Annotated in this window: 22 protein-coding genes, 2 tRNA genes and 1 pseudogene; 18 read left to right on the top strand and 7 right to left on the bottom strand. The window is 71.8% G+C overall.

The annotated features are described in order from the left end of the window. Window positions 1-27: 27 nt before the first annotated feature. From PINTE_RS24910 to PINTE_RS22770, 10 genes and pseudogenes are all read left to right on the top strand, one after another. A pseudogene (locus PINTE_RS24910) lies at window positions 28-357 on the top strand (SLC13 family permease); the annotation flags it as partial. A 34-nt stretch (window positions 358-391) separates the two neighbouring features. Beyond that, window positions 392-1,429, top strand: coding sequence for an SLC13 family permease (locus PINTE_RS13360; RefSeq protein WP_245642942.1), 1,038 nt, complete (start codon window positions 392-394; stop codon window positions 1,427-1,429). Window positions 1,430-1,549: 120 nt separating this feature from the next. Beyond that, a complete protein-coding gene (locus PINTE_RS13355; protein ID WP_068431478.1) occupies window positions 1,550-2,014 on the top strand; it encodes an SRPBCC domain-containing protein in 465 nt (154 codons plus the stop codon). Further along, window positions 2,011-2,358: an ArsR/SmtB family transcription factor gene (locus PINTE_RS13350; RefSeq protein ID WP_245642941.1), complete on the top strand. Its 348-nt coding sequence runs from the start codon at window positions 2,011-2,013 to the stop codon at window positions 2,356-2,358. Before PINTE_RS13355 ends, PINTE_RS13350 begins: the two co-directional genes overlap by 4 nt. 94 nt (window positions 2,359-2,452) lie before the next feature. Next, a complete protein-coding gene (locus PINTE_RS22775; protein ID WP_068431476.1) occupies window positions 2,453-2,893 on the top strand; it encodes a hypothetical protein in 441 nt (146 codons plus the stop codon). 149 nt (window positions 2,894-3,042) lie between these two features. Next, window positions 3,043-3,777 (top strand): DsbA family protein, encoded by a 735-nt coding sequence (locus PINTE_RS13340; protein ID WP_245642940.1) that lies wholly within the window; start codon window positions 3,043-3,045, stop codon window positions 3,775-3,777. Next, complete coding sequence (locus PINTE_RS13335; protein WP_068431465.1) at window positions 3,774-5,021, top strand: aminotransferase class V-fold PLP-dependent enzyme; 1,248 nt, start codon at window positions 3,774-3,776, stop codon at window positions 5,019-5,021. Before PINTE_RS13340 ends, PINTE_RS13335 begins: the two co-directional genes overlap by 4 nt. Continuing rightward, entirely contained in the window at window positions 5,021-6,106 is a 1,086-nt protein-coding gene (locus PINTE_RS13330) for a DsbA family protein (RefSeq protein ID WP_068431498.1), read from the top strand. Before PINTE_RS13335 ends, PINTE_RS13330 begins: the two co-directional genes overlap by 1 nt. Before the next feature lie 131 nt (window positions 6,107-6,237). Further along, window positions 6,238-6,567, top strand: a complete 330-nt coding sequence (locus tag PINTE_RS13325) for a helix-turn-helix domain-containing protein (protein WP_157087241.1) — start codon at window positions 6,238-6,240, stop codon at window positions 6,565-6,567. Continuing rightward, complete coding sequence (locus PINTE_RS22770; RefSeq protein ID WP_157087240.1) at window positions 6,560-6,733, top strand: hypothetical protein; 174 nt, start codon at window positions 6,560-6,562, stop codon at window positions 6,731-6,733. Before PINTE_RS13325 ends, PINTE_RS22770 begins: the two co-directional genes overlap by 8 nt. A 96-nt stretch (window positions 6,734-6,829) precedes the next feature. Here the strand turns inward: PINTE_RS22770 and PINTE_RS13320 are convergent. Both PINTE_RS13320 and orn read right to left on the bottom strand, forming a co-directional pair. Further along, window positions 6,830-6,905: transfer RNA gene (locus PINTE_RS13320), tRNA-His, on the bottom strand. Window positions 6,906-7,016: 111 nt separating this feature from the next. After that, window positions 7,017-7,631 (bottom strand): oligoribonuclease, encoded by a 615-nt coding sequence (orn, locus tag PINTE_RS13315; protein ID WP_245642939.1) that lies wholly within the window; start codon window positions 7,629-7,631, stop codon window positions 7,017-7,019. A 147-nt stretch (window positions 7,632-7,778) separates the two neighbouring features. On the opposite strand from orn, the gene PINTE_RS13310 reads away from it, so the two are divergent. After that, the gene (locus PINTE_RS13310) at window positions 7,779-8,915 is read left to right on the top strand and encodes a PrsW family intramembrane metalloprotease (RefSeq protein ID WP_245642938.1); all 1,137 of its coding nucleotides are present in this window, start codon (window positions 7,779-7,781) and stop codon (window positions 8,913-8,915) included. Between the two features lie 126 nt (window positions 8,916-9,041). On the opposite strand, the gene PINTE_RS13305 is transcribed toward PINTE_RS13310, so the two are convergent. Continuing rightward, the gene (locus PINTE_RS13305) at window positions 9,042-9,653 is read right to left on the bottom strand and encodes a C40 family peptidase (protein ID WP_084343578.1); all 612 of its coding nucleotides are present in this window, start codon (window positions 9,651-9,653) and stop codon (window positions 9,042-9,044) included. Window positions 9,654-10,230: 577 nt separating this feature from the next. Beyond that, a tRNA-Arg gene (locus PINTE_RS13300) sits at window positions 10,231-10,307 on the bottom strand. A 318-nt stretch (window positions 10,308-10,625) separates the two neighbouring features. On the opposite strand from PINTE_RS13300, the gene PINTE_RS13295 reads away from it, so the two are divergent. The 5 genes from PINTE_RS13295 (at window position 10,626) to ettA (ending at window position 17,384) form a co-directional block, all read left to right on the top strand. Further along, window positions 10,626-11,123 (top strand): hypothetical protein, encoded by a 498-nt coding sequence (locus tag PINTE_RS13295; RefSeq protein WP_157087239.1) that lies wholly within the window; start codon window positions 10,626-10,628, stop codon window positions 11,121-11,123. Window positions 11,124-11,240: 117 nt separating this feature from the next. Next, window positions 11,241-13,013, top strand: coding sequence for a dynamin family protein (locus PINTE_RS13290; RefSeq protein ID WP_068431441.1), 1,773 nt, complete (start codon window positions 11,241-11,243; stop codon window positions 13,011-13,013). Further along, window positions 13,010-14,899 carry a dynamin family protein gene (locus tag PINTE_RS13285; RefSeq protein WP_084343577.1) on the top strand — a complete coding sequence of 630 codons (1,890 nt, stop codon included), beginning with the start codon at window positions 13,010-13,012 and terminating at the stop codon, window positions 14,897-14,899. The genes PINTE_RS13290 and PINTE_RS13285 overlap by 4 nt, the downstream gene beginning before the upstream one ends. Before the next feature lie 182 nt (window positions 14,900-15,081). Next, complete coding sequence (locus tag PINTE_RS13280; protein ID WP_068431437.1) at window positions 15,082-15,582, top strand: single-stranded DNA-binding protein; 501 nt, start codon at window positions 15,082-15,084, stop codon at window positions 15,580-15,582. A gap of 119 nt (window positions 15,583-15,701) precedes the next feature. Next, a complete protein-coding gene (gene ettA, locus PINTE_RS13275) occupies window positions 15,702-17,384 on the top strand; it encodes an energy-dependent translational throttle protein EttA (RefSeq protein ID WP_068431430.1) in 1,683 nt (560 codons plus the stop codon). Window positions 17,385-17,513: 129 nt separating this feature from the next. Here ettA and PINTE_RS13270 read toward each other — a convergent pair whose 3' ends face one another. Next, window positions 17,514-17,723, bottom strand: coding sequence for a hypothetical protein (locus tag PINTE_RS13270; RefSeq protein WP_068431480.1), 210 nt, complete (start codon window positions 17,721-17,723; stop codon window positions 17,514-17,516). A 179-nt stretch (window positions 17,724-17,902) separates the two neighbouring features. Further along, a complete protein-coding gene (locus tag PINTE_RS13265) occupies window positions 17,903-18,802 on the bottom strand; it encodes an acyl-CoA thioesterase (RefSeq protein WP_245642937.1) in 900 nt (299 codons plus the stop codon). Between the two features lie 46 nt (window positions 18,803-18,848). Between PINTE_RS13265 and PINTE_RS13260 the strand changes: the two genes are divergently transcribed. Further along, on the top strand, window positions 18,849-19,328 hold the full coding sequence (locus tag PINTE_RS13260) for an acyl-CoA thioesterase (RefSeq protein ID WP_084343580.1): 480 nt from the start codon (window positions 18,849-18,851) through the stop codon (window positions 19,326-19,328). After that, window positions 19,325-20,071, top strand: coding sequence for a DUF8185 domain-containing protein (locus PINTE_RS13255; RefSeq protein WP_084343575.1), 747 nt, complete (start codon window positions 19,325-19,327; stop codon window positions 20,069-20,071). Before PINTE_RS13260 ends, PINTE_RS13255 begins: the two co-directional genes overlap by 4 nt. A 4-nt stretch (window positions 20,072-20,075) precedes the next feature. Here the strand turns inward: PINTE_RS13255 and PINTE_RS23280 are convergent. Continuing rightward, window positions 20,076-20,728: MFS transporter (locus PINTE_RS23280; RefSeq protein WP_373280160.1), on the bottom strand; the 653-nt coding region annotated here is incomplete at its 5' end.

The raw sequence follows: 20,728 nt of genomic DNA, 5'->3' as shown, positions 1-20,728 counted from the left end.
ATTTGCAAAGAAGGGAATGCTGTGACCATGCCCGACATTCTGCTGGCCGCGGAGTCGGTGACAGAGCCGAACACTCTGCTCACCGTCTCCGGCCTGACGATCATCGCCGTGACTGTCGGGCTCCTCATCTGGGGGAGGGTCTCACCGATCGTCGCGATGGTCGTCATCCCGGTGATCGGCGCATTGTTGACCGGATTCGGCCTGAGCGAGATCCAAGAGTTCTTCTCATCCGGCCTGTCGTCGGTGATGAACGTCGTCGTGATGTTCATCTTCGCGATCATCTTCTTCGGGATCATGTCGGACGCCGGGCTCTTCGACCCGTTGATCCGGGGCCTCATCGTCATGACGCGCGGGCGGGTCGTGCTGGTGGCGATGGGCACGGTGCTCATCGGTGCCATCGCGCATCTCGACGGAGCCGGGGGCGACGACGTTCCTGCTGACGATTCCGGCGCTGCTGCCGCCGTACAAGGCGCTCAACATGAGCCGCTATCTGCTGCTCCTGCTCGTGTGCCTGTCGGCCTCGCTGATGAACATGGTGCCCTGGGGCGGTCCGCTGGGTCGCACCGCCGCGGCCACCGGGATCGACCCCGTCGAGCTGTACCAGCCGCTGCTGCCCGTGCAGGGCGCCGGCCTGGTGTTGCTGCTGATCCTGGCAGCGGTGCTCGGCCTTCGCGAGGTTCGGCGGATCGACGCGGGCGTCGCCTCCGGGGAGTTCGTGCACGCCGGTGATGTCGACGTGCGGCAGATCGCCGACGAGTTCCACACGCGGCAACTGGAGTCGCGCACCGATGTCGTCGACAAAATCACCAAAGGTCGCGTTGTCTTCTGGGCCAACGTGGTCCTGGCTCTCATCATTCTGGCGGTCATGCTTGCTGGCCTGCTTCCTCCGGCCTTGGCATTCCTCATCGGTGTCGCCCTGGCACTGCCGCTGAATTTCACCAATGCCCAGACCCAGATGGACCGGATCAAGGTCTACGCCCCGAACGCGCTCATGATGGCGGCCGTGATCATCGCCGCCGCCGTGTTTCTCGGCGTGCTCAACAACTCCGGAATGCTGCAATCCATCGCGCTGTCGCTACTCGAGGTCATTCCACCGGCGGTGGGTGGCTATTTGCACATCATCGTCGGTGTGCTCGGCGTTCCGCTGGACCTGCTGACGAGCACGGACGCGTACTATTTCTCGCTGCTGCCGCTGGTGGACGCGACCGCGAGCCAGTTCGGCGTGCCGACCGCCTCGACCGCCTACGCGATGATGGTCGGCAACGTCATCGGCACGTTCGTCAGCCCGTTCGCCCCGGCGATGTGGCTCGCCCTCGGCCTGGCCGAGGCCAACGTCGGGCGCCACATCCGGTACTCGTTCCTCATCATGTGGGGTTTCTCGGTCGCGCTGGTGTTGATCGCGGTGCTCCTCGGCGTCGTGCAGGTGTAGTCGCGGCACGCGTCGACCGGGGTTCACCTCGCGTCAAGCAAACGGTTGGTTGCACGTCCGGTGCGCTCGTCGCAGACTGGCTGGTGTAACCAACCGTTTGCGCATCGCGAGGAGAGCGACATGGACACCACCGCCAAGGCCGACCTCGACGCCGGCCGCATCACGCGGACCGTGCTGGTCCGCACGCCCCAGCAGGCCGCGTGGAACACGCTGACCGACCCCGCCGCGATCGAGGCCTGGTGGGGGCACCCGGCGGTCTTCCCCGACGGCATGCGACAGGGCGCCGCCGGCACGCTCGAGTGGGTCGGGCACGGCCTCATGCCGGTGCGCATCGAGCGCTTCGACGAGCCCAGCCACTTCGACCTGCTGTGGGGCGAGCTCGGCGACGAGGAGCCCGGCGAGACCGCCTCCCTCGTGCAGTTCAGCCTGGCGCCGGACGGGCCCGACCGCACGCTCGTCACCGTCGTCGAGTCCGGCTTCACGCACCTGGACACGGCGGCGCGCCGGGCCGCGATGGAGGACAACGTCACCGGGTGGACGCTCGTGCTCGACGCGTTCGTGCGGCACGCGGAGACGGTCGCGTGACGGGACCTGGAAGGCCCGCCCGGGCCGCCTCTCCGGTGGCGATGTGCGCGGCGCTGGCCGACGACACGCGCTGGGAGATCCTGTGCCGCGTGGGGGAGCAGGCCCTGTCGGCCTCCGAACTCGCCGAGCGGGTTCCGGTGACCCGGCAGGCGATCGCCCACCATCTGGCCGTGCTCGCGGAGGCGGGCCTCGTGGAGTCGGCCCGCGAGGGCCGGCAGCTGCGTTACCGCGCGCTGGGGTGGCGGCTGACCCGTCTCGCCGCGCAGCTGGACGCCGTCGGCCGCGGCTGGGAGCACCGGCTCGACCGCTTCCGGCAGATCGCCGAGGGGCGGCCGGAGCGGTAGGTGCCGCTGGCGGCCAGGCGGAACGTAGGCTGGGCGCATCGCTTCACCACCGCCGATGACACGTCGCCGGCCACGCAGCGCAGGAGGCGCCGCGGTGCTGGTCGTGCTGGCTGCCGTCGGCCTGCTGCGCTTGGCGCCCCTGCTCGGACTCGGTGCGACCGCCTGTCTGCACGCGGCGGCTCCCGTCGTTCCCGCGGGCATCCACCTCGGCGTGCTGTCCCGCTCCGGCGCGTGCCCGCAACACACGTTTTCACCCGGGGCGAACTTCGCCGTCGCCATCCATCTCGGGGTGCTGGCACTGGTTGCGGCGCTCGTGGTGGCCACGATCGTCCTGCTGCGCGCCCTCGGCGCCGGCCCGTGGATGCTCGCGGTGCTGGCCTCGATCCGCGACCGGCTGGGGAGCCGGTTGGTTCCGCCGCTTTCGGTAGTGGCGGCCGGGGTTCGCCCGCCGGTGGCACCGGCTCCGGTTTTGGTGGCCGCGGGCGTCGGTGACCACGAGCCGCTGCAACGCCGCGGTCCGCCGCGGCCCTGCTGATCCGACGCCCGGCGCATCTGCCGGGTGCGCGCTTCGTTCGTCGGCCCCGTCACGGGCCGCGACCTCCGGCGGGGTCGCCAAGAGACCCCCGGACCCAGACGCAGACAGCAGCAGGCCACTCAGGCCATCGCCGAAGGAGCACCACCCTCATGTCATCTCCGACATCCCCCACCCCGGACCCCGGTTCCGGCGCCACGAAGAACCCGACCCCGCGCGGCAGCTCCCGCATGCGCTGGGCCATCGTGCTCACCGTTCTCGTCGTCGGCGGGCTGCTCGGCTTCGGCGGCGCCGCGCTGTTCGGGCGCTCCGACCCCGCGCAGCCGTCCGGCGACGGCGCGTTGCCCGGTGCCGCGGCCAACTCGCATGTGCTCGACGACGCCGGCCGCGAGGCGCCGACCCTCGTGGAGTTCCTCGACTTCGAGTGCGAGGCGTGCGGCGCGCTGCACCCCGTGCTCAAGGACGTGCGCACGAAGTACGACGGCAAGATCAACTACGTCATCCGCTACTTCCCGCTCTCCGGCCACGCCAACTCGGTGCCGGCCGCGCTCGCCGTCGAGGCCGCCGCCCAGCAGGGCCGCACCGAGGACATGGCGAACATGCTCCTGGAGTCGCAGCAGCGCTGGGGCGAGCGGCAGGAGCCGATGGCGGGGCTGTTCCGTTCGTACGCACAGCAGTTGGGCCTCGACATGGCCGCCTACGACGCCGCCGTCGCCGACCAGGCCACGGTGGAGCGCATCAAACAGGACTTCGACGAGGGCGTCTCGATGGGCGTCGAGACCACCCCGACGTTCTTCCTCGACGGCGAGAAGCTCACGCTGCAGCGGCTCAGCGACCTCACCGACCCCATCGACAAGGCGATCGCCGACCGGGGCGCCGACCGATGAGCGAGCAGCGCGCCGGCCGAGGACTGCGCGGCCTCTTCGGCCGCCCCCAGCCGGCCCCCACCGCGGCCCCGGGCGGCCGGTACGGCTTCGACTACCTGCCCGCCGACAGCGTCCACCTCGACTCGGCCTGCCAGACCCTGCGCCCCCAGCCGGTCATCGACGCCATGACCGAGTACTACTTGCAGTACAACGCGTGCGGCGAGCGGGTGCGCTACGAGTGGGGCCGTAAGGTCGACGAGCGCGTCGAGGCCACCCGGGAGGCGGTGCTGCGGGCCCTGGATCTGTCGCCGCGCCAGCACGCCGTCTCCTTCACGCTCAACACGACGTACGGGCTCAACCTGCTCATGCACCAGCTGCCGCCGCGGTTCGCTCGGGTCGTCACCACGCACACCGAACACAACTCGGTGTTCCTGAGCACGATGAGCCACGCGCGCCGCGCCGGCATCGAGCGGGTGCTGCTCGAGCGCGGGCCCGACGGCGAACTGCGTTATGACGACAGCGATCTCGACGACGCCCTCGTGGTCATCTCGGCGATGAACAACGTCGACGGGGCCCCGACCCCCGGCCTGACCGAGCTCATCTCGCGCACCCGGAAGCGCGGCGGCGTCGTCATCGTCGACGCCGCGCAGGCGCTGCCGCACGCGTGGTCGCAGGTGCGCGAACTGTCTCCGGACGCGGTGTGCTTCTCCGCGCACAAGGTGTACGGCGCGTCGCTGGGGGTGGTCGCGGCCACCCGCGAGCTGCTCGACAGCCTCGACGTCACGTTCATCGGAGGCGGTCAGGTCGCCGGCGTCACCGCCTCCGACTACGAGCTGCTGCCCGAACCGCACACGCGCCTGGAGCCGGGCCTGCAGGCCTGGGGGGAGATCATCGCCCTCGGCGCGGCGCTCGACTGGCTGCAGGGGTACCGCGACGCGACCGGGGAGGACCTGGAGACGCGCGAGACGGCCGTGGCGAGCGCCCTGTACGACGCGCTGGCGGACCTGCCGCACCTGAACATCCTCAGCGACCGCGGCTCGTCGCTGGTCAGCGTGGTGCCGGAGCGCGTCGACGGGCACCGGTTGGCGACTTTTCTGTCGCGCGCGGGAATCATGGTGCGCAGCGGGTATTTCTGCGCCCACCACTGGCTCATCGAGCAACGGCAGCTGCCGCCGGTGGTGCGATTCAGCGTGGGGGCGCACAACACCGGTGGCGACGTCGAAAAGGTGCAGCAGACCATGGCCAAGCTCATGAAAGGGCTGTGATGCTCTGCATCGCCGCGTTCATCGTCCTGCTGTTCCTGTCGGCGGTGTCGGCCAAGTACCGGCGGCTGCTGGGCCGGGCGTGGAGTTGCGTGACGCGCAAGGTGACGTTTCGCCCGTGCGACACGACGTTCCGCCAGGACGTCAAGGACTCCCTGCTCGCGCCGCTGGCGCTGCGCTCGCCGCGCCTGGTCGGGCCGGCGTCGGTGGCGATCGAGGTGGTCGCCTGGGTCATGGTGCTCTCGCTGGTCGTCAGCCTCTACATCGTCCTGCGCAGCGGGCTGAACCTCGCGGTGTACGGCACGTGCGACAAGGCGGACCCGGCGGCGTGCTCGCTGTCGGCGACCCAGGGGTGCGGGATCGGCACGGGGCGACCGGGTTTCGGGGAGTCGCTGCTGCGCGGCGACGTCGTCGGCGCGGTGCGCAACGAGGCCGCCGACGTCGGCGACACGATCGCGGCGGTGCCGGGCGCGTTCCGCACGTGGGACGCCGCCGAGTACGTCGTGCCGCAGTCGAGCTACCAGGGCGGATACCGGGAGGGGCTGCCGACGGCGCTGGAGGTCATCGACCCCGGCTGCCAGTTCTGCGGCCAGCTGTTCCGCAACGCGCGCCAGGCTGGGTTGGCGCAGACGCACAACGTGACGTACATCGTGTACCCGATCGGCCTCGAACTCGCGCCGCGCTTCCCGAACTCCCCGCTGGTCGCGCGGTACCTGACCGCCGTGCGGCTCACGGAGGCGGACGCCGGCACCCACGCCGACAACCCGACCGACTGGGCGATCCTCGAGCACATGTTCACCGGCCAGCGCCCCGACGGCGTCACCTGGCAGGTGTGGTTCAACGAGCACGCCAGCGCGCCGGAGGCGGAGGCGCAGCTGCAGGCGTGGCTCGCGGAGGCGGGCTACGACCGGCCGGCGATCGAGCGGATCGCCCAGCTGTCCGGCTCCGACCGGGTGCGCGATGCGATCGACGCGGGCATGCGCGTCGTCGACGACGAGATCCGCACCGTGACGATCCCGTCGCTCATCGCCGGCGGAAAGCTGCACAAAGGCGCGATTGACGTGGCGGACCTGGAGGGGATGCGCTGACGGACAAGTCGCCGGCCGCGCGGTGGGGATCGACCCAGCTCGGCGGGTTCCCCGGTCGCGTGTCATGCGGGCGCGCCCTTGTCTGGACACTTAGCGGACGCTAAGTGGTCAATGCCGGGTACGCTGGGAGCATGGACAGCATGACCGTGGACCCGGCGCACCTGTCGAATGAGGACTGGGCGCGGGTGCGCGCATTCTTGGACTCGGCGAAGAAGCGCGGCGAGGTCGTCGACTTCTCTACTCGGGTGGAGCTACTGACTCCCGCCGAGGTCGCGAAGCGGCTGGGGATGTCTCGATCCACGGTGTTGCGCAGGATCGCGGACGGCGACATCTTGGCCACCAAGGTCGGCACTCACCACCGCATCCCACTGCGCGAATACCAGCGGTACAGCCGCGAGCTCATGCGCCGTATGGCCGAATCGTCTGCTGCCGACATCGAGGTTGAGCTGTTCGGTGAGTGACGCGCCGCTGCTCTTCCTGGATGCCAATGCGCTTGCCTCACCGGTCACCCGCACCTTGCTGATCACCGGTGCGCGTGCGGGCGGCCTGCGGTGGACGTGGTCGAGGCACGTCGAGGTCGAAGCTGATCGGCACGCGCGCGGCCAGGCGTCGCGGACATCGCGCTGACTGATCTTGTCAGTGGCGTACGTCGGAGATGGCCTTCGACCAGGTCAACACAAGAAGAAACCGGCCCCAGCATCTCAATGCTCGGGGCCGGCGCCTTGGGGTGAGTGACGGGACTTGAACCCGCGACCCCCTGGACCACAACCAGGTGCTCTACCAGCTGAGCTACACCCACCATGCTCGGACGCCGCCGCTCGTGGGCTCATCCAAGACCCCTCGGCGAAGACCGGCGGCGACCATCGTACCCGGTCCGCGGGGGTGCTCCGGACGGGGTCTCGCCGCGGGCTCAGGCGGAGGGGTCCGACGCCGCAGCGGGCTTCGCGTCGGCGCCTGCGGGAGCCTGCACTCCGTGTCGGGAGGCGATCGCGCGGGCGGTCGCGGTGTCGGGTCCGGGGGCGGGCACGAAGACCGCCTCCCGGTAGTAGCGCAGTTCGGCGAGGCTGTCGCGGATGTCGCCGAGGGCGCGGTGGCCGCCGTGCTTCTCCGGCGCGGCGAAGTAGACCCGCGGGTACCAGCGGCGCGAGAGCTCCTTGACGGAGGAGACGTCGACGTTGCGGTAGTGCAGGTGACCCTCCAGCTGCGGCATGTCGCGGGCGAGGAACGCGCGGTCGGTACCGACCGTGTTGCCGCCCAGCGGCGCCTTGCCCGCCTCCGGCACCCACTCGCGCACGTACTCCAGCACCTGCGCCTGCGCCTGCTCCATCGACAGGCCCGCCTCCAGCTCGGTCAGCAGCCCGGACGTCGTGTGCATGCGGCGCACGAAGTCACCCATCTGCTCCAGCGCCTCGGCCGGCGGGGCGATGACGACGTCGACACCGTCTCCGAGTTGGTTGAGCTCGAAATCGGTGACGAGCGCGGCGACTTCGATGAGCGCGTCGTGTTCGAGCGAGAGTCCGGTCATCTCGCAGTCGATCCATACGATGCGATCCGTCAGTGCCCGTCCGCCAGAGTTGCTCACCCGGCACACTCTACGGTGCGGGCCATAATGGGCCCCGAGTCGTTCGACACGAGCGGGTCGACCAGCCAGCGGAGGGGACACCTGAGCACGATGCCCGGCAGCCCGCCCGGGGCCGCACGCCCGGCTCCGATCAACGTCACCCACCGACCATGGTTGCGCCGCTTTCTCCTCGGCACCGCCCTGCTCGTGCTGTTCACCGCCGGTGCGCTGCTGCTCTCGGTCGCGATCGGGATCGAGGTCGGGGCCCAGGCCGCCCTCCTCGGGGTGCTGTTCGCCGCGCTGCCCGTCGGCATCGTCGTGCCCGCGCTGCTGTGGCTCGACCGCCTGGAGGCCGAACCGACGAGCCATCTCGTCTTCGCGTTCTGCTGGGGCGCGTTCGTCGCGACCGCCGTCTCGATCGTGCTCAACACCGGGTCGATCATCGTGCTGGCCAACGTCGGGGTCGACGCCGAGTCGGTGGCGGCGGTCATGGTCGCGCCCGTGGTCGAGGAGTCGCTCAAGGCGATGGCGGTGCTGCTCATCCTGTGGCTGCGCCGCGAGGAGTTCGACGGCGTCATCGACGGCATCGTCTACGCCGGCCTCAGCGCCGCCGGGTTCGCTTTCGCGGAGAACATCCTCTACCTGGGGCGGGCGTACGCCGAGTTCGGGGCGCAGGGCCTCGTCGGCCTGTTCGTCATCCGCGGGCTCCTCGGGCCGTTCGCCCACCCGCTGTTCACCATGTGGACCGGAGTCGGGATCGGGGTCGCCGTGACACGTGCCCGCGGGGTGCTGCGCTGGATCGCGCCGATCGCCGGACTGCTGCTCGCGATGTTCCTGCACGGCCTGTGGAACCTCTCCGCCGTCGCCGGCATCGAGGGCTTCTGGAGCTCCTACCTGCTGCTGCAGGTGCCGATCTTCCTCGGGGCCATCGCGTTCGTCACGTGGGAGCGGCGGCGCGAGGCCCGGATGATCGGCGCCACCCTGTCGATGTACCAGTCCTACGGGTGGCTCACCCCCGGCGAGGTGCGCATGCTCGGGTCCACTGCTGCCCGCCGCGACGCCCGGCACTGGGCACAACGCGCGGGCGGCCGGCCGGCGCAGCGGGCGATGGTCGCCTTCCAGGACGAGGCCAGCGACCTGGCCATGCTGCGCGTGCGGATGTCGCACGGCACCGCCGGGTCCGACGCGCTGTACGAGGAGCGCATCCTGCTCGACTCCCTCACCCGGGCGCGCGCGGCCCTGCCCTGAGCCGGTGGCCTCGCGGGTGGCGGCCGTCCGCATCCTGGGTGTTGCGGTGAGTGCTCGGGTTGCGACTGCGGCCGCAACCCCGAGCTGTGAGCGCAACACTCGGCGGAGCGCGCTTTGGGAGCCGGCTCAGACGCGGCCGTAGGTGGCCGTCGTCCAGATCGTCGCGATCTGCACGGCCTTGCCGGGGCGGGGGGAGTGCAGCATCCGGTTGTTCCCGACGTAGATGCCCACGTGGTAGGGCGTGCGGCCGCCGATGAAGACGAGGTCGCCGACCCGCGGGGAGGTGACGACTCGCGTCGCACGGCGCTGTTGGGCAGCGGTGCGCGGCAGGGTGGCGCCGGCCTTGGCGAACGCGAACTGGGTCAGCCCGGAGCAGTCGAAGCCGCGCGGCGTCGACCCGCCGTAGAGGTACGTCGTGCCCAGCTGGGTCTTGCCGATCGCCAGGGCGCGTTCGGCCACACCGATGTTCGGCAGCCGCAGGCGCGTGGCGAGGTCGTCGGCGTTGCGGGACTTCTGCTGCCAGCTCAGGTTCGGGGCCTGCGCGGCGTAGCGGGCGGCCACCGCGAGGGCGGCGGTGCGCTGCTCGGCGAGGCTCTTCAGCGGGAGCGTTCGCGCGGGGACGGCGGTCGTGGCCAGGGCCGCGCTCGCGACGGCGGGAGACTGTGCCGCGGCCGCGGTCGTGGCGGCGACAGGGCTGATGAGGGCGGCGGCCATCGCCGCGACAAGGAGTCTGCGCATGGTGAGGTCGATCCGGAACCGCCTGCGGAAGTGGGCCTGTCGGGCTGGAGGTTTCCGGTCCTCCGCATGGCTGCTTCGCCCCGAGCCGCGTGCGCGGCGGTATGGTGCTCCCGCTCTCGCCCTTGCCGAGCCTTCCTCGCTCAGGCCCGCCCGGCGGTCACCGGGCGGGGTGGGTCAGGGGTGGTCACGGGCTCCGGGGCGAGATTCGGCGAGGAGTCCGTGCGTGGGCGGCTGTCCGCCGGATCACAATTCGGCCGCGGGAGAGTCAGCTGAAGGTAAATGACCAGTAATGGCACGGTCATGCAGATATCTGGCATCGCGTCGGGCTGGTGGCGCTCGGGCGGCGATTGCGCACCCGGGGCGACTGATCGCGCCGCGTTCGGGAAGGCGCGGAGAGCCTGAGGTCGCGGGTCGGGGTGGCTCGGTCGGTTCCGAAGGAGGCCCCGAAAGATAGTGGGAAATCTGCCGCGACGACGCGGCAAAACTCCCATCGTCTTCGGCGGCCACGCGGCACGGCCGCAAAGGGCGAGGGCGAAATGCCCAGTCATGCGCGTTTGCGCAGCTCAGAGATCTTCTGTGGCGCCCCCGGCACGACTCGAACGTGCGACCTAGAGATTAGAAGGCTCTTGCTCTATCCAGCTGAGCTACGAGGGCATCCGGCCCGGAGGCCGTAGCACGAGTGTAGGTGAGGCCCGCGGCGCGCCGCCGCGCACAGGCTCCGCTCAGGTGGTGCGCGTGAGGTCGCGGCGGGGTCGTCGATGGTTGTCGACAAGTCGCCACCGGCCAAGTTGGACGCTCGTTAGACTCGCATGCGGTGCGCCACGCGGCCGGCCCTCGCACGTGGCGGGGGAGCGTCGGGCAGTCCACGGGATTCGGGGGGATCCGGGGGCACGACGGGGTCGCGCACCACGGATGGTGGCGCGCGCAGGGGCCCGCGACCGGCGGGAGACAGGATGTCGATGTGCTGACGGGGTGGCTGTGATCGGTGTGGATGAGCGTGTGTCGGAGGCGTACCGCACCGCGGGACGCGCGGTGGCGTCGGCCTTGCGGGGATGGACGGACGGCCTCGTCGCGCCGGGCCGGCAGTTGCAGTGGAGCGAGGGTCCTGATTCCGCGCGGCCGTTCATCGCGTACGCCGGCGTGTGGGCTGCGGCCCGGCGTCGCGGCGATCTCGCGGGGGAGAACGGCGTGAGCCCGACCCGCCTCACCGAGGCCATGTGCGCGCATCCGGGTGACGCGTCGACGCTCGGGGCTGCCCAGTTCGAGGTGGCCACCGTGTTGCGGCGGACCGGTTCGACCGACGAGTGGGGGTGGCTGCCCGGGGTCGGCGCGGCCTGGCAGGCCGAGCTGGAACAGATGTGGCCCGTGATTCAGCACGTCGCGGTGCTGCTCCTCGCCGGACGCGAGGTCAGCGCGGCCCGGGTGCGGCGGTTGGCCGACGACCGGCTCGTCGGGGGGCTGGCCATCTAGGGTCCGCACGTGAATCGACGCGATACCGCGTGGAATACGTCACATCCAGGCGTGCTCGCGCCCTGACGTGGGCGAGGCCGGTTGGCATCGGCCCGGACTGCGGGCGAGGATGGTGCGGTGACCGAGTCGTCTGAGGTGGGCGCGCTGCTCGCCGCCGTCACCGCGCTGCGGGACCGCGTCGATCAGGCGGCCTTCCCCCTCTCCGTCGGCGGCGCCGACGAGGCGCGTTCCGAGCGCCGCGCGCTGCTGGCTCAGCTCGACGACTACGTCATCCCGCGTCTGGTCGACATCGACGCCCCGCTGCTCGCGGTCGTCGGGGGCTCCACGGGGGCGGGAAAGTCGACTCTGGTCAACTCGATCCTCGCCCGCCGCGTCTCGCGCAGCGGCGTGCTGCGCCCGACGACCCGCTCCTGCGTGCTCGTGCACCACCCCGACGACGAGCGCTGGTTCACGACCCCGCGGATCCTGCCCAACCTCAACCGGATCAGCGGGCACGAGGGGGAGGCGGGTCTCGAAGACCCCTCGGCGCTGCGCCTTGTCAGCGTCGACACCCTGCCCCCGGGGGTGGCGGTGCTCGACGCCCCGGACATCGACTCGGTGGTCGCCGCCAACCGCAACCTGGCCCGGCAGCTGCTCGCAGCCGCGGACCTGTGGGTCTTCGTGACGACCGCCGCCCGCTACGCCGACGCGGTGCCGTGGGACCTGCTGCGCCAGTCGGTCGAGCGCGGCACCTCCGTCTCCGTCGTGCTCGACCGCGTGCCGCCGGGCGCCGAGCGCGAGATCTCCGCGCACCTCAAGGACATGCTCGTCGCCGAGGGGCTGCGCGACGCACCGGTGTTCACCGTCACCGAGTCGGCCCTGGGCTCCGACGGCATGCTGCCCGACGAGCAGGTCGCGCCGCTGCGGGACTGGCTGGCCCGGCTCGGGGAAGACGCCCGGGCGCGCGGGGTCGTCGTGCGCCGCACACTCGCCGGGGCGCTCGACTCGATGGACCGGCGCGTCGAGGGACTCGCCCGGGCCAGCGCCGAACAGGTCGAGACCGCCTCCCAGCTCGACGACATCGTCACCAGCGCCTACGGCAGCGCCCTGCACGAGGTCTCGGCCGGCATGAGCGACGGGCGCCTGCTGCGCGGCGAGGTGCTCGCCCGCTGGCAGGAGTTCGTCGGCACCGGCGAGTTCCTCAAACAGATCGAGGTCGGCTTCGGCCGGCTGCGCGACCGGATCACCGCCGCGATCACCGGACGGCCCGCGCCCGCCACCGAACTCGGGGAGGCGCTGCAGTCCGGCGTGGCCCAGCTGCTCGTCGCGCACGCCGAGGGCGCCGGGCTCGAGGTCGCGCGCCGCTGGCGGGCCGTGCCCGGCTCCGAGGACCTGCTCGTGACCCAGCCTGCGGCGCAGGCCGATTCGACGGAGCCGGGCCGCTCGCGGGTGCCGGCCGTCGCGCCTGAGATCGGGGCCGTCTCGCCCGACCTGCCCGAGCGCGCCGAGACCCTCGTGCGCGAATGGCAGAGCGACATCCTCGACCTCGTGCGCTCGGAGGGCAAAGACCGGCGCACGACCGCCCGCGTGCTGTCGATGGGCGTCAACGCCGTCGGCGTCGTGCTCATGCTCGTCGTCTTCAGCCACACCATGGGCACCCTCGGCGGCGCCGAGGTCGGCATCGCCGGCGGCTCGGCCGTGCTCGCCCAGCGGCTCCTGGAGGCGGTCTTCGGCGACCAGGCCGTGCGCACCCTCGCCGCCAAGGCCCGCGCGCAGCTGCTCGAGCGCACGCAGGCGCTCTACGACGAGGAGGCGGACCGGCTCCGGGAGCTCGTCGCGCGGGCCAACGTGCGACCCGAGCAGGCGGCGGAGCTCGACGAGGCCGCCCGTGACCTGCGAGCCGCCCGATGAGCGCCCGTACGCCGCAGACCGATTCGCGGGCCGGTCGGGAGCCCGGCGGGTCTGGCGACGAACGGCAGGGCGACCGGCGACGCTCAGTGCCGGCCGGGTCGGCTGGGTCGGCTGGTCGGGCCGGTCGGTCGGGGCGCGCCGGTCGATCGGGTCGTCGCGACACCGCGGACGCCCTGCGAACGGCCGCCGACGAGCTGCGAGCGGCGATCGCCGAGGGCTCCGACTACCTGCCGGCCAGCCAGGTGCGCGAGGCCGAGGGCGTGCTGGGGCGCGCCACCGAGCGGCTCGTGCTGTCGGGTGCGCACACCGTCGTCGCGCTCGCGGGCGCCACCGGCAGCGGCAAGTCGAGCCTGTTCAACGCCCTCGTGGGGCAGGAAGTGGCCCGGTCGGGGCACCTGCGCCCGACGACCAGCCGCACGAGCGCGGCGGTCTGGGGCGAGGAACCCGCGACCGAGTTGCTCGACTGGCTGCGCGTGCGCGACCGGCACCAGGTCGAACCGGGCGGAGGGCCGGGGGCGTCCGCTGCCTCAGGGACAGCCGGCCAGGAGACTGGCGACGGCTCGCGCGAGGGTCGCCCGCGGTGGTTCGGGCGACGCGAGCGCGGTGAGCGGGCGGTCGGCAATCCCGACGGGCTCGTGCTGCTCGATTTGCCCGACATCGACTCCACCCGGGCGGCGCACCGCGCGGAGGCCGACCGGGTGCTGGCCATGACCGACGTGTTCGTATGGGTCACCGACCCGCAGAAATACGCCGACGCCCGGCTCCACGACGAATACCTCGGCAAGGCACGGCATCACGAGGCGGTGACGCTCGTCGTGCTCAACCAGATCGACCGGCTCGGCGACGTCGAGGCGAAGGAGTGCCTGCAGGACCTGCGCCGGCTGCTCGCCGCGGACGGCATGTCCGACGTCGAGGTGCTCGGGGTCTCCGCGGCCACCGGAGCCGGACTGACCGAGCTGTTCGCCGCGCTCACGGAGGCGGTCGCGGCGGCCGAGGCCACGCGGCTGCGGCTGCTCGGCGACGTGGGCGAGGCCGCGGCCGGGCTGCGCCGGCACGTCGCCGATTCCGAATCGAGCGTGGGGGAGCGGCCGAGCGCCGACCTCATCGACGCCCTCGCCGACAGCGCCGGGGTGCCCGTGGTGCTCGCGTCGGTCGCCGCCGATCACCGCCGCCGCGCGCTCGCGAGCACCGGCTGGCCGTTCACCCGCTGGGCCCGCCGGCTGCGCCCGGACCCCCTCAAGCGCCTGCGGCTGGACGCGGCCCGCGACCGCAAGGACGGCTACGAGGCCTCCGCCGAACTCGAGCGGCTCGTGCAGCGCTCGTCGCTGCCGCAACCGACCCCGGCCGCGCGGGCCGCCGTCGACGTCGTCACGCGTCGGCTCGGTTCCACTGCGGCGCAAGGGCTTCCGCGGCCGTGGGCGGACGCGGTCGAGCAGGCCGCGGAGCCGGAGTCGACGCGATTGGCCGACTCCCTCGACCAGGCGATCCTCGGGGCGTCGCTGCACCTGCGCCGGCCGCTGTGGTGGTCGGTCGTCGGCGCGCTGCAGTGGGTGCTCGCGATCGCTGCCGTCGCTGGGGTGCTGTGGCTGACCGCACTGGCCGCGATGGGGTGGCTGCAGCTGCCGGTGCCCGAGACGCCGACGCTGTGGTACCTGCCGGTGCCGACCCTGCTGGCCGTCGGTGGCCTGCTCGGCGGGGTGCTGCTCGCGCTGCTCTCGCGGGTGCTGGCCGCGGCCGAGGCCCGCCGGCGCATGCGGGTCATCTCCCTGCGGCTGCGCGACCGGATCGGCGAGGTCGCCGACCGTCAACTCCTCGCGCCCGTCGACGCCGTGCTCACCCGGCACCGCGCGACCCGCGAGCACCTCGACGCCGCGATCGAGGCCTGACCCGGCGGCGGTCGGGCCGATACCCGATTCCATCCACAGGCTCGTTCGGCGTCTGCCGATATCCACAGGCTGCTCGGCGGCTCTGGTGCCGGCCCGCCTCCGCGGCGAGCCTGGTCTGGACGGCTCGACCCCGACGAAGGAGCGGAGGACCGTTCGGGCCGTGGAGCGAAAGGGAACTACCGATGAACGAGACCTACGTGACGATCCTCGGCAATGTGGTCGACGAACCGGTGTTGCGAACGACGAGCTCCGGCGACCCGTTCGTCACCTTCCGGCTCGCCTCGACACCGCGCCGGCGCCGGCCGGGCAGCAACGAGTTCGTCAACGGCGACTCGAACTTCTACGACGTCGTGGCGTTTCGGCAGCTCGCGTTGCACGCCGGCTCGAGCGTGCGCAAGTCGCAGCCGCTGATCATCTTCGGGCAGCTGCGGGTGCAGCAGTGGAGCAGCGGCGACAAGCGCGGCACCAAGGTCACCGTCGAGGCCACGAGCATCGGCCACGACCTGAGGCGCGGGAACGCCGACTTCTCCAAGCGCATGCCGTTCGGGCTGCCGCACACGACCGCCGAACCCGCGCCGGCGACCGGAGCCGGGCCGCGCAACGGCGACGCGGCTCGCGAACCCGTGGCGCTGCAGATCGCGCGCCCCGAACCCGACGCGGACTCCCGGCCGATCGCCGGGTGAGCCGGTCGCGGACCGTCTCCGAGCGGGTGGCCGCCGGTCCGTACGATCGGTGGCCACCCGGCTCACCCCGGCTCGGCGGATTCGGTCCAGGGGCGGGGCGCCGGATAGCCTTGCGAACCATGGCCGAGTTCATCTACACCATGACCAAGGCGCGCAAGGCGGTCGGCGACAAGCTGATCCTCGATGACGTGTCGATGTCGTTCTACCCGGGTGCGAAGATCGGCGTCGTCGGACCGAACGGCGCGGGTAAATCCACCATTCTGAAGATCATGGCCGGGCTCGACCAGCCCTCGAACGGCGAGGCGAGGCTCTCGCCCGGATACAGCGTCGGCATCCTGCAGCAGGAGCCGCCGCTCGACGAGACCAAGACCGTGCTCGGCAACGTGGAGGAGGGCCTCGGCGACATCAAGGCCAAGGTCGACCGGTTCAACGAGATCTCGGCCGAGATGGCCGATCCGGACGCCGACTTCGACAAGCTCATGGCTGAGATGGGCACCCTGCAGGAGGCCATCGACCACGCCGACGCCTGGGACCTGGACTCCCAGCTCGAGCAGGCGATGGACGCGCTGCGCTGCCCGCCCGGCGACGCCGACGTCTCGGTGCTCTCCGGCGGTGAACGCCGCCGGGTCGCCCTGTGCAAGCTGCTGCTGAGCAAGCCCGACCTGCTGCTGCTCGACGAGCCGACCAACCACCTCGACGCGGAGTCGGTGCAGTGGCTCGAGCAGTTCCTCGCCAGCTACCCCGGCACGGTACTCGCCGTGACCCACGACCGGTACTTCCTCGACAACGTCGCCGGCTGGATCGCCGAGGTCGACCGTGGCCGGCTGTACCCCTACGAGGGCAACTACTCGACGTACCTGGAGAAGAAGGCGGCCCGCCTCCAGGTGCAGGGCAAGAAGGACGCCAAGCTGCAGAAGCGCCTCAAGGACGAGCTCGAGTGGGTGCGCTCCAACGCCAAGGGCCGGCAGGCCAAGAGCAAGTCGCGGCTGGCCCGGTACGAGGAGATGGCGGCGGAGGCCGAGCGCACCCGCAAGCTCGACTTCGAGGAGATCCAGATTCCGCCGGGACCGCGGCTGGGCAGCACGGTCATCGAGGTCAACGGCCTCACCAAGGGCTTCGGCGACCGCGTGCTCATCGACGACCTGAGCTTCACGCTGCCGCGCAACGGCATCGTCGGCGTCATCGGCCCCAACGGCGTCGGCAAGACGACGCTGTTCAAGACCATCGTCGGCCTCGAGGAGCCCGACTCGGGCTCGGTGAAGATCGGTGAGACCGTCAAGATCAGCTACGTCGACCAGTCCCGCGAGGGGTTGGAGGCGAACAAGACGCTGTGGGAGGTCGTCTCCGACGGGCTCGACCACATCCAGGTCGGGCAGGTGGAGATCCCCTCGCGCGCCTACGTGAGCCAGTTCGGGTTCAAGGGCCCGGACCAGCAGAAGAAGGCCGGGGTGCTCTCCGGCGGCGAGCGCAACCGTCTCAACCTCGCGTTGACCCTCAAGCAGGGCGGCAACCTGCTGCTGCTCGACGAGCCGACCAACGACCTCGACGTCGAGACCCTCGGTTCGCTGGAGAACGCGCTGCTGGACTTCCCGGGCTGCGCCGTGGTCATCAGCCACGACCGGTGGTTCCTCGACCGCGTGGCGACGCACATCCTCGCCTACGAGGGAACCGACGAGAACCCGGCGGCCTGGTACTGGTTCGAGGGCAACTTCGAGGCCTACGAGAAGAACAAGATCGAGCGCCTCGGCGAGGAGGCGGCTCGCCCGCACCGCGTGACCCACCGCAAGCTCACCCGCGACTGAGAGCGACCCTTAACCCCCGACGACTCCTTACCACCCAACGACCCTGAAAACTGCGTGTCGTGGTCGGAACTGCGGTTCGTGCCGCAGGTCTGACCGCGACACGCAGTTCTCAGTTCGGGGGTGGGCTGCTCAGTCGAAGTCGAAGATCGAATGCCGGTCGTAGAAGCTGAGCACGAACCGACACTGCTGGCAGATCATTAGCGTCATGCGGTGGCTGGTGAAACCCCACCGGGAGTCCTGCCGCGACTGCTCGCGCTGGAATTCCATGCACCCGCACAGCGGGCACCGCAGCGGAGGCCGTTCGCGGCCCTGTCCGCCGACCCGATCCTGAATGCTCATCGTCGTTCCTTTCGGCTCGAGCCCATCCCCATCGACCTGCGCCACAAGCCGGGGTCAACCCCAGTTCGGGCTAGCCCCAGACCCTCACGACTGCGTGTCGTGGTGAGGACTGCGACACGGACCGCAGTTCTGACCACGACGCGCAGTTCTCAGGGTCGTTGGCGGTGGGGGTGGGGTGGTCATCGGCCCTTGAGGCGGAGCATGCCTTCCTGGGCAACGCTGGCCAGGAGCACGCCGTCGCGGGAGAACATGCGCCCGATGCCCAGGCCGCGGCCGCTCGTGGCCGACGGCGACGACTGGGAGTACAGCAGCCAGTCGTCGGCGCGGATCGGGCGATGGAACCACATCGAGTGGTCGAGGCTGGCCGGCCGCAGCCGCGGGTCGATCCACGTGATGCCGTGCCGGCGCAGCACCGGCTCCAGCAGCGTGTAGTCCGAGGCGTACGCGAGCACGGCGGCGTGGATGAGGGGGTCGTCGGGCAGCGACCCGGCGGCGCGGATCCACACATTCTGTCGGGCCACGCGATCCGGAGCTGGAGACAGATAGATCGGCCCCTCGACGTGGCGGATGTCGATGGCGCGCCGCTCGACCCACTTCTTCGCGGGACCGTCGGAGACGTCGGCGAGCAGTTCGCCGACGGCCGGCAGGTCCTCGGGCGCGGGCACGTCCGGCATCTCGTCCTGGTGGTCCAAGCCCTCGTCGGCGGTCTGGAACGACGCGGACATCGCGAGGATCGGCCGGTCGTCCTGCAGCGCGTGCACCCGGCGCGCGGAGAACGAGCGCCCGTCCCGCAGCCGCTCCACCTGGAAGTGGATCGGCGCGGTCGCGTCGCCGGGGCGCAGGAAGTACCCGTGCATCGAGTGGATGTGCCGCGGCGCGTCGTCGGGCAGGGTGCGGCCCGCGGCGACCATCGCCTGGGAGAGCACCTGGCCGCCGAACACCCGGCCGTGCGGCTGCGGCTGACTGCGGCCGAGGAACGCGTCCGGGCCCTCCGCGCGCAGGTCGAGCACCTCGAGCAGATCGCCGATGGCGTCGAAGTCCGGGTCGTCGGGCGTCGGCACGCGTGGGGTGTCACTCACCCGCCCGAGAGTAGCGCGGGCGGACCCGCCTGCGATGATGCGGATTATGTCCACCCCTCCACCCGGTGCCGTCAGCGTGCCCGTGGCCCTGCGCTGGTCCGACATGGACGCCTACGCGCACGTCAACAACGCGCTGTTCCTGCGTCTCATGGAGGACGCCCGGATCGCGGCCCTCGTGCGCACCCTCGACCTCGACAACGAGCTGAACAACACCGGGGCCCTCGTCGCGCGCGCCGAGATCGACTACCTTGCGCCCCTGGCCTTCCGGCCCCAGGGCGTGGTCGTCGACGTCTGGGCCGGACGGATCGGCGGCGCCAGCTTCGAGCTGCACTACCTCATCCGCGACCCGGAGGACCTCGGCGACACCGTGTACGCCCGCGCCGCGACGACGATGGTCTGGTACGACGCGAAGACCGGCGCTACCCGGCGGGCCACGCCCCAGGAACGCAGCGGCCTGGAACGCATGGCCGGCGAGCCCCTCGCCCTGGGCCGCTCGGCCCGCGGCGCCGCGGGGGGTGCCCGATGAGCGAGTCGCCCGGGCACGTGCGGCTGCTCGACGCCTTCGATGTCGCCGACCTCGACACGTTCATCGGTCGCGCCAAGACGGCCGACCCCGAGGGCGCCGTGCGGCTCACCGCACACGGCTCGGTGCTGCTGCTCACCGTGCGGCTCGTTCCCGGAGCCGGGCTGCTCGGCGCCGGGGGAGTGCTCGGTCTGCGGGTGGTCGGCGTGGGCGCGGCCGAGCGCCCCTCGGCCCCCGATGCGGCGAGCGCCGAGGAGCCCCCGGCCGACGCGAGCGTCGACGTCGTCGTCTCCCTGGAGTCGGTCTCGGACCGCCTCGCCCGGATGCGTCGCACCGGCGATCTCGACCTCGCGATCCCGCCGGTGCAGGTCTTCGCACCCTGGGCCGGCCACGCACCGCCCCGCACCGGCTGGGAAGCGTTGGGCCTGCTCGACATCGAGGCGGTGCGCGCGATCGCCGAGGCCGGCATCGCCGAGATCGCGACCGGAGCCGGTGGCCAGGCCGGCGGCCCCCCGCTGGCCGGCGCACTGGCCGTCGACGAGCTGCGCCGTCGCGTCTGGACCCGGCCGGCTCCTGACCTCGCGGGCGGACCCGCCGGGCTCGCGTTCGGCGCCCACGCGCTCGGCTTCCTGCCCCGCGACGAGGCCTCGACACCGGCATCGACGGTGCGCACGCCGCCGGTGCTTTACCGGCACGGGCCGTGGTGGCGGCTGTCGACGGCCGCCGGCCACGTCATCGCTCGCTGAGCCGTCAGCGCCCGCGAACCCGCGCTGCGGCGAGGAGCCCGAGCAGGGCGCAGGCCGTGGCCGCGGCCCACACCGCCGGGAAGGCCACGTCGGCGGGCCGGTGCGCCAGCGAGGCGTAGACCGCGCCGGTGAGGCTGATGCCGACGGCCGATCCGAGAGTGTCGGCGAGAGTGAGCCCCGACGAGGCCGCCGCGTGCTCGCGCACCGGAGCGATGCGCAGCGTCAGCACCGCCTGCGAGGTCGTGCCCATGCCCATTCCGAGCCCGAGCACCGCCCCGGCCAGCACGGCCAGGGCCGGCGGCGCGGTGAGCGCGGCGAGTAGCCCGTACCCCGCGACCCCGGCGACGACGCACAGCGCGCCCGCCACGACGAGCCGCTCACCCGACTCCCGGAGCCGGTCCCGCCCCTGGATCCACGCGCCCAGCGCCCACCCGAGCGACGCGAAGGCGAGCACGAGACCCCCTGCGGCCGTGCTCATCCCGCGGTGGGTCACGAGCCACAGCGGCACGAACGACACGGCCCCGTTGAAGGCCGCCGTGAACAGGCCGCGGGCCAGGACGACGCTGGGCAGACCCCGCGCCATCCGCAGCGCCCCCGGCGGCAGGACCCGCGGGACGGTGAGCGCGAGCATGCCGATGCCCAGCGCCGCGGCCAGCC

The sequence above is a fragment of the Piscicoccus intestinalis NBRC 104926 genome (assembly GCF_001515525.1).
Lineage (GTDB): Bacteria > Actinomycetota > Actinomycetes > Actinomycetales > Dermatophilaceae > Kineosphaera > Kineosphaera intestinalis.
This window is presented reverse-complemented; position numbering and strand designations above follow the sequence as displayed.

Coding starts and splice junctions, on each gene's coding strand:
- PINTE_RS13355 (WP_068431478.1), top strand. CDS start 1,550: ATGGACACCACCGCCAAGGCCGACCTCGACGCCGGCCGCATCACGCGG.
- PINTE_RS13340 (WP_245642940.1), top strand. CDS start 3,043: ATGTCATCTCCGACATCCCCCACCCCGGACCCCGGTTCCGGCGCCACG.
- PINTE_RS13335 (WP_068431465.1), top strand. CDS start 3,774: ATGAGCGAGCAGCGCGCCGGCCGAGGACTGCGCGGCCTCTTCGGCCGC.
- PINTE_RS13330 (WP_068431498.1), top strand. CDS start 5,021: ATGCTCTGCATCGCCGCGTTCATCGTCCTGCTGTTCCTGTCGGCGGTG.
- PINTE_RS13325 (WP_157087241.1), top strand. CDS start 6,238: ATGGACAGCATGACCGTGGACCCGGCGCACCTGTCGAATGAGGACTGG.
- orn (WP_245642939.1), bottom strand. CDS start 7,631: ATGACCGGACTCTCGCTCGAACACGACGCGCTCATCGAAGTCGCCGCG.
- PINTE_RS13310 (WP_245642938.1), top strand. CDS start 7,779: ATGCCCGGCAGCCCGCCCGGGGCCGCACGCCCGGCTCCGATCAACGTC.
- PINTE_RS13305 (WP_084343578.1), bottom strand. CDS start 9,653: ATGCGCAGACTCCTTGTCGCGGCGATGGCCGCCGCCCTCATCAGCCCT.
- PINTE_RS13285 (WP_084343577.1), top strand. CDS start 13,010: ATGAGCGCCCGTACGCCGCAGACCGATTCGCGGGCCGGTCGGGAGCCC.
- PINTE_RS13280 (WP_068431437.1), top strand. CDS start 15,082: ATGAACGAGACCTACGTGACGATCCTCGGCAATGTGGTCGACGAACCG.
- ettA (WP_068431430.1), top strand. CDS start 15,702: ATGGCCGAGTTCATCTACACCATGACCAAGGCGCGCAAGGCGGTCGGC.
- PINTE_RS13270 (WP_068431480.1), bottom strand. CDS start 17,723: ATGAGCATTCAGGATCGGGTCGGCGGACAGGGCCGCGAACGGCCTCCG.
- PINTE_RS13260 (WP_084343580.1), top strand. CDS start 18,849: ATGTCCACCCCTCCACCCGGTGCCGTCAGCGTGCCCGTGGCCCTGCGC.
- PINTE_RS13255 (WP_084343575.1), top strand. CDS start 19,325: ATGAGCGAGTCGCCCGGGCACGTGCGGCTGCTCGACGCCTTCGATGTC.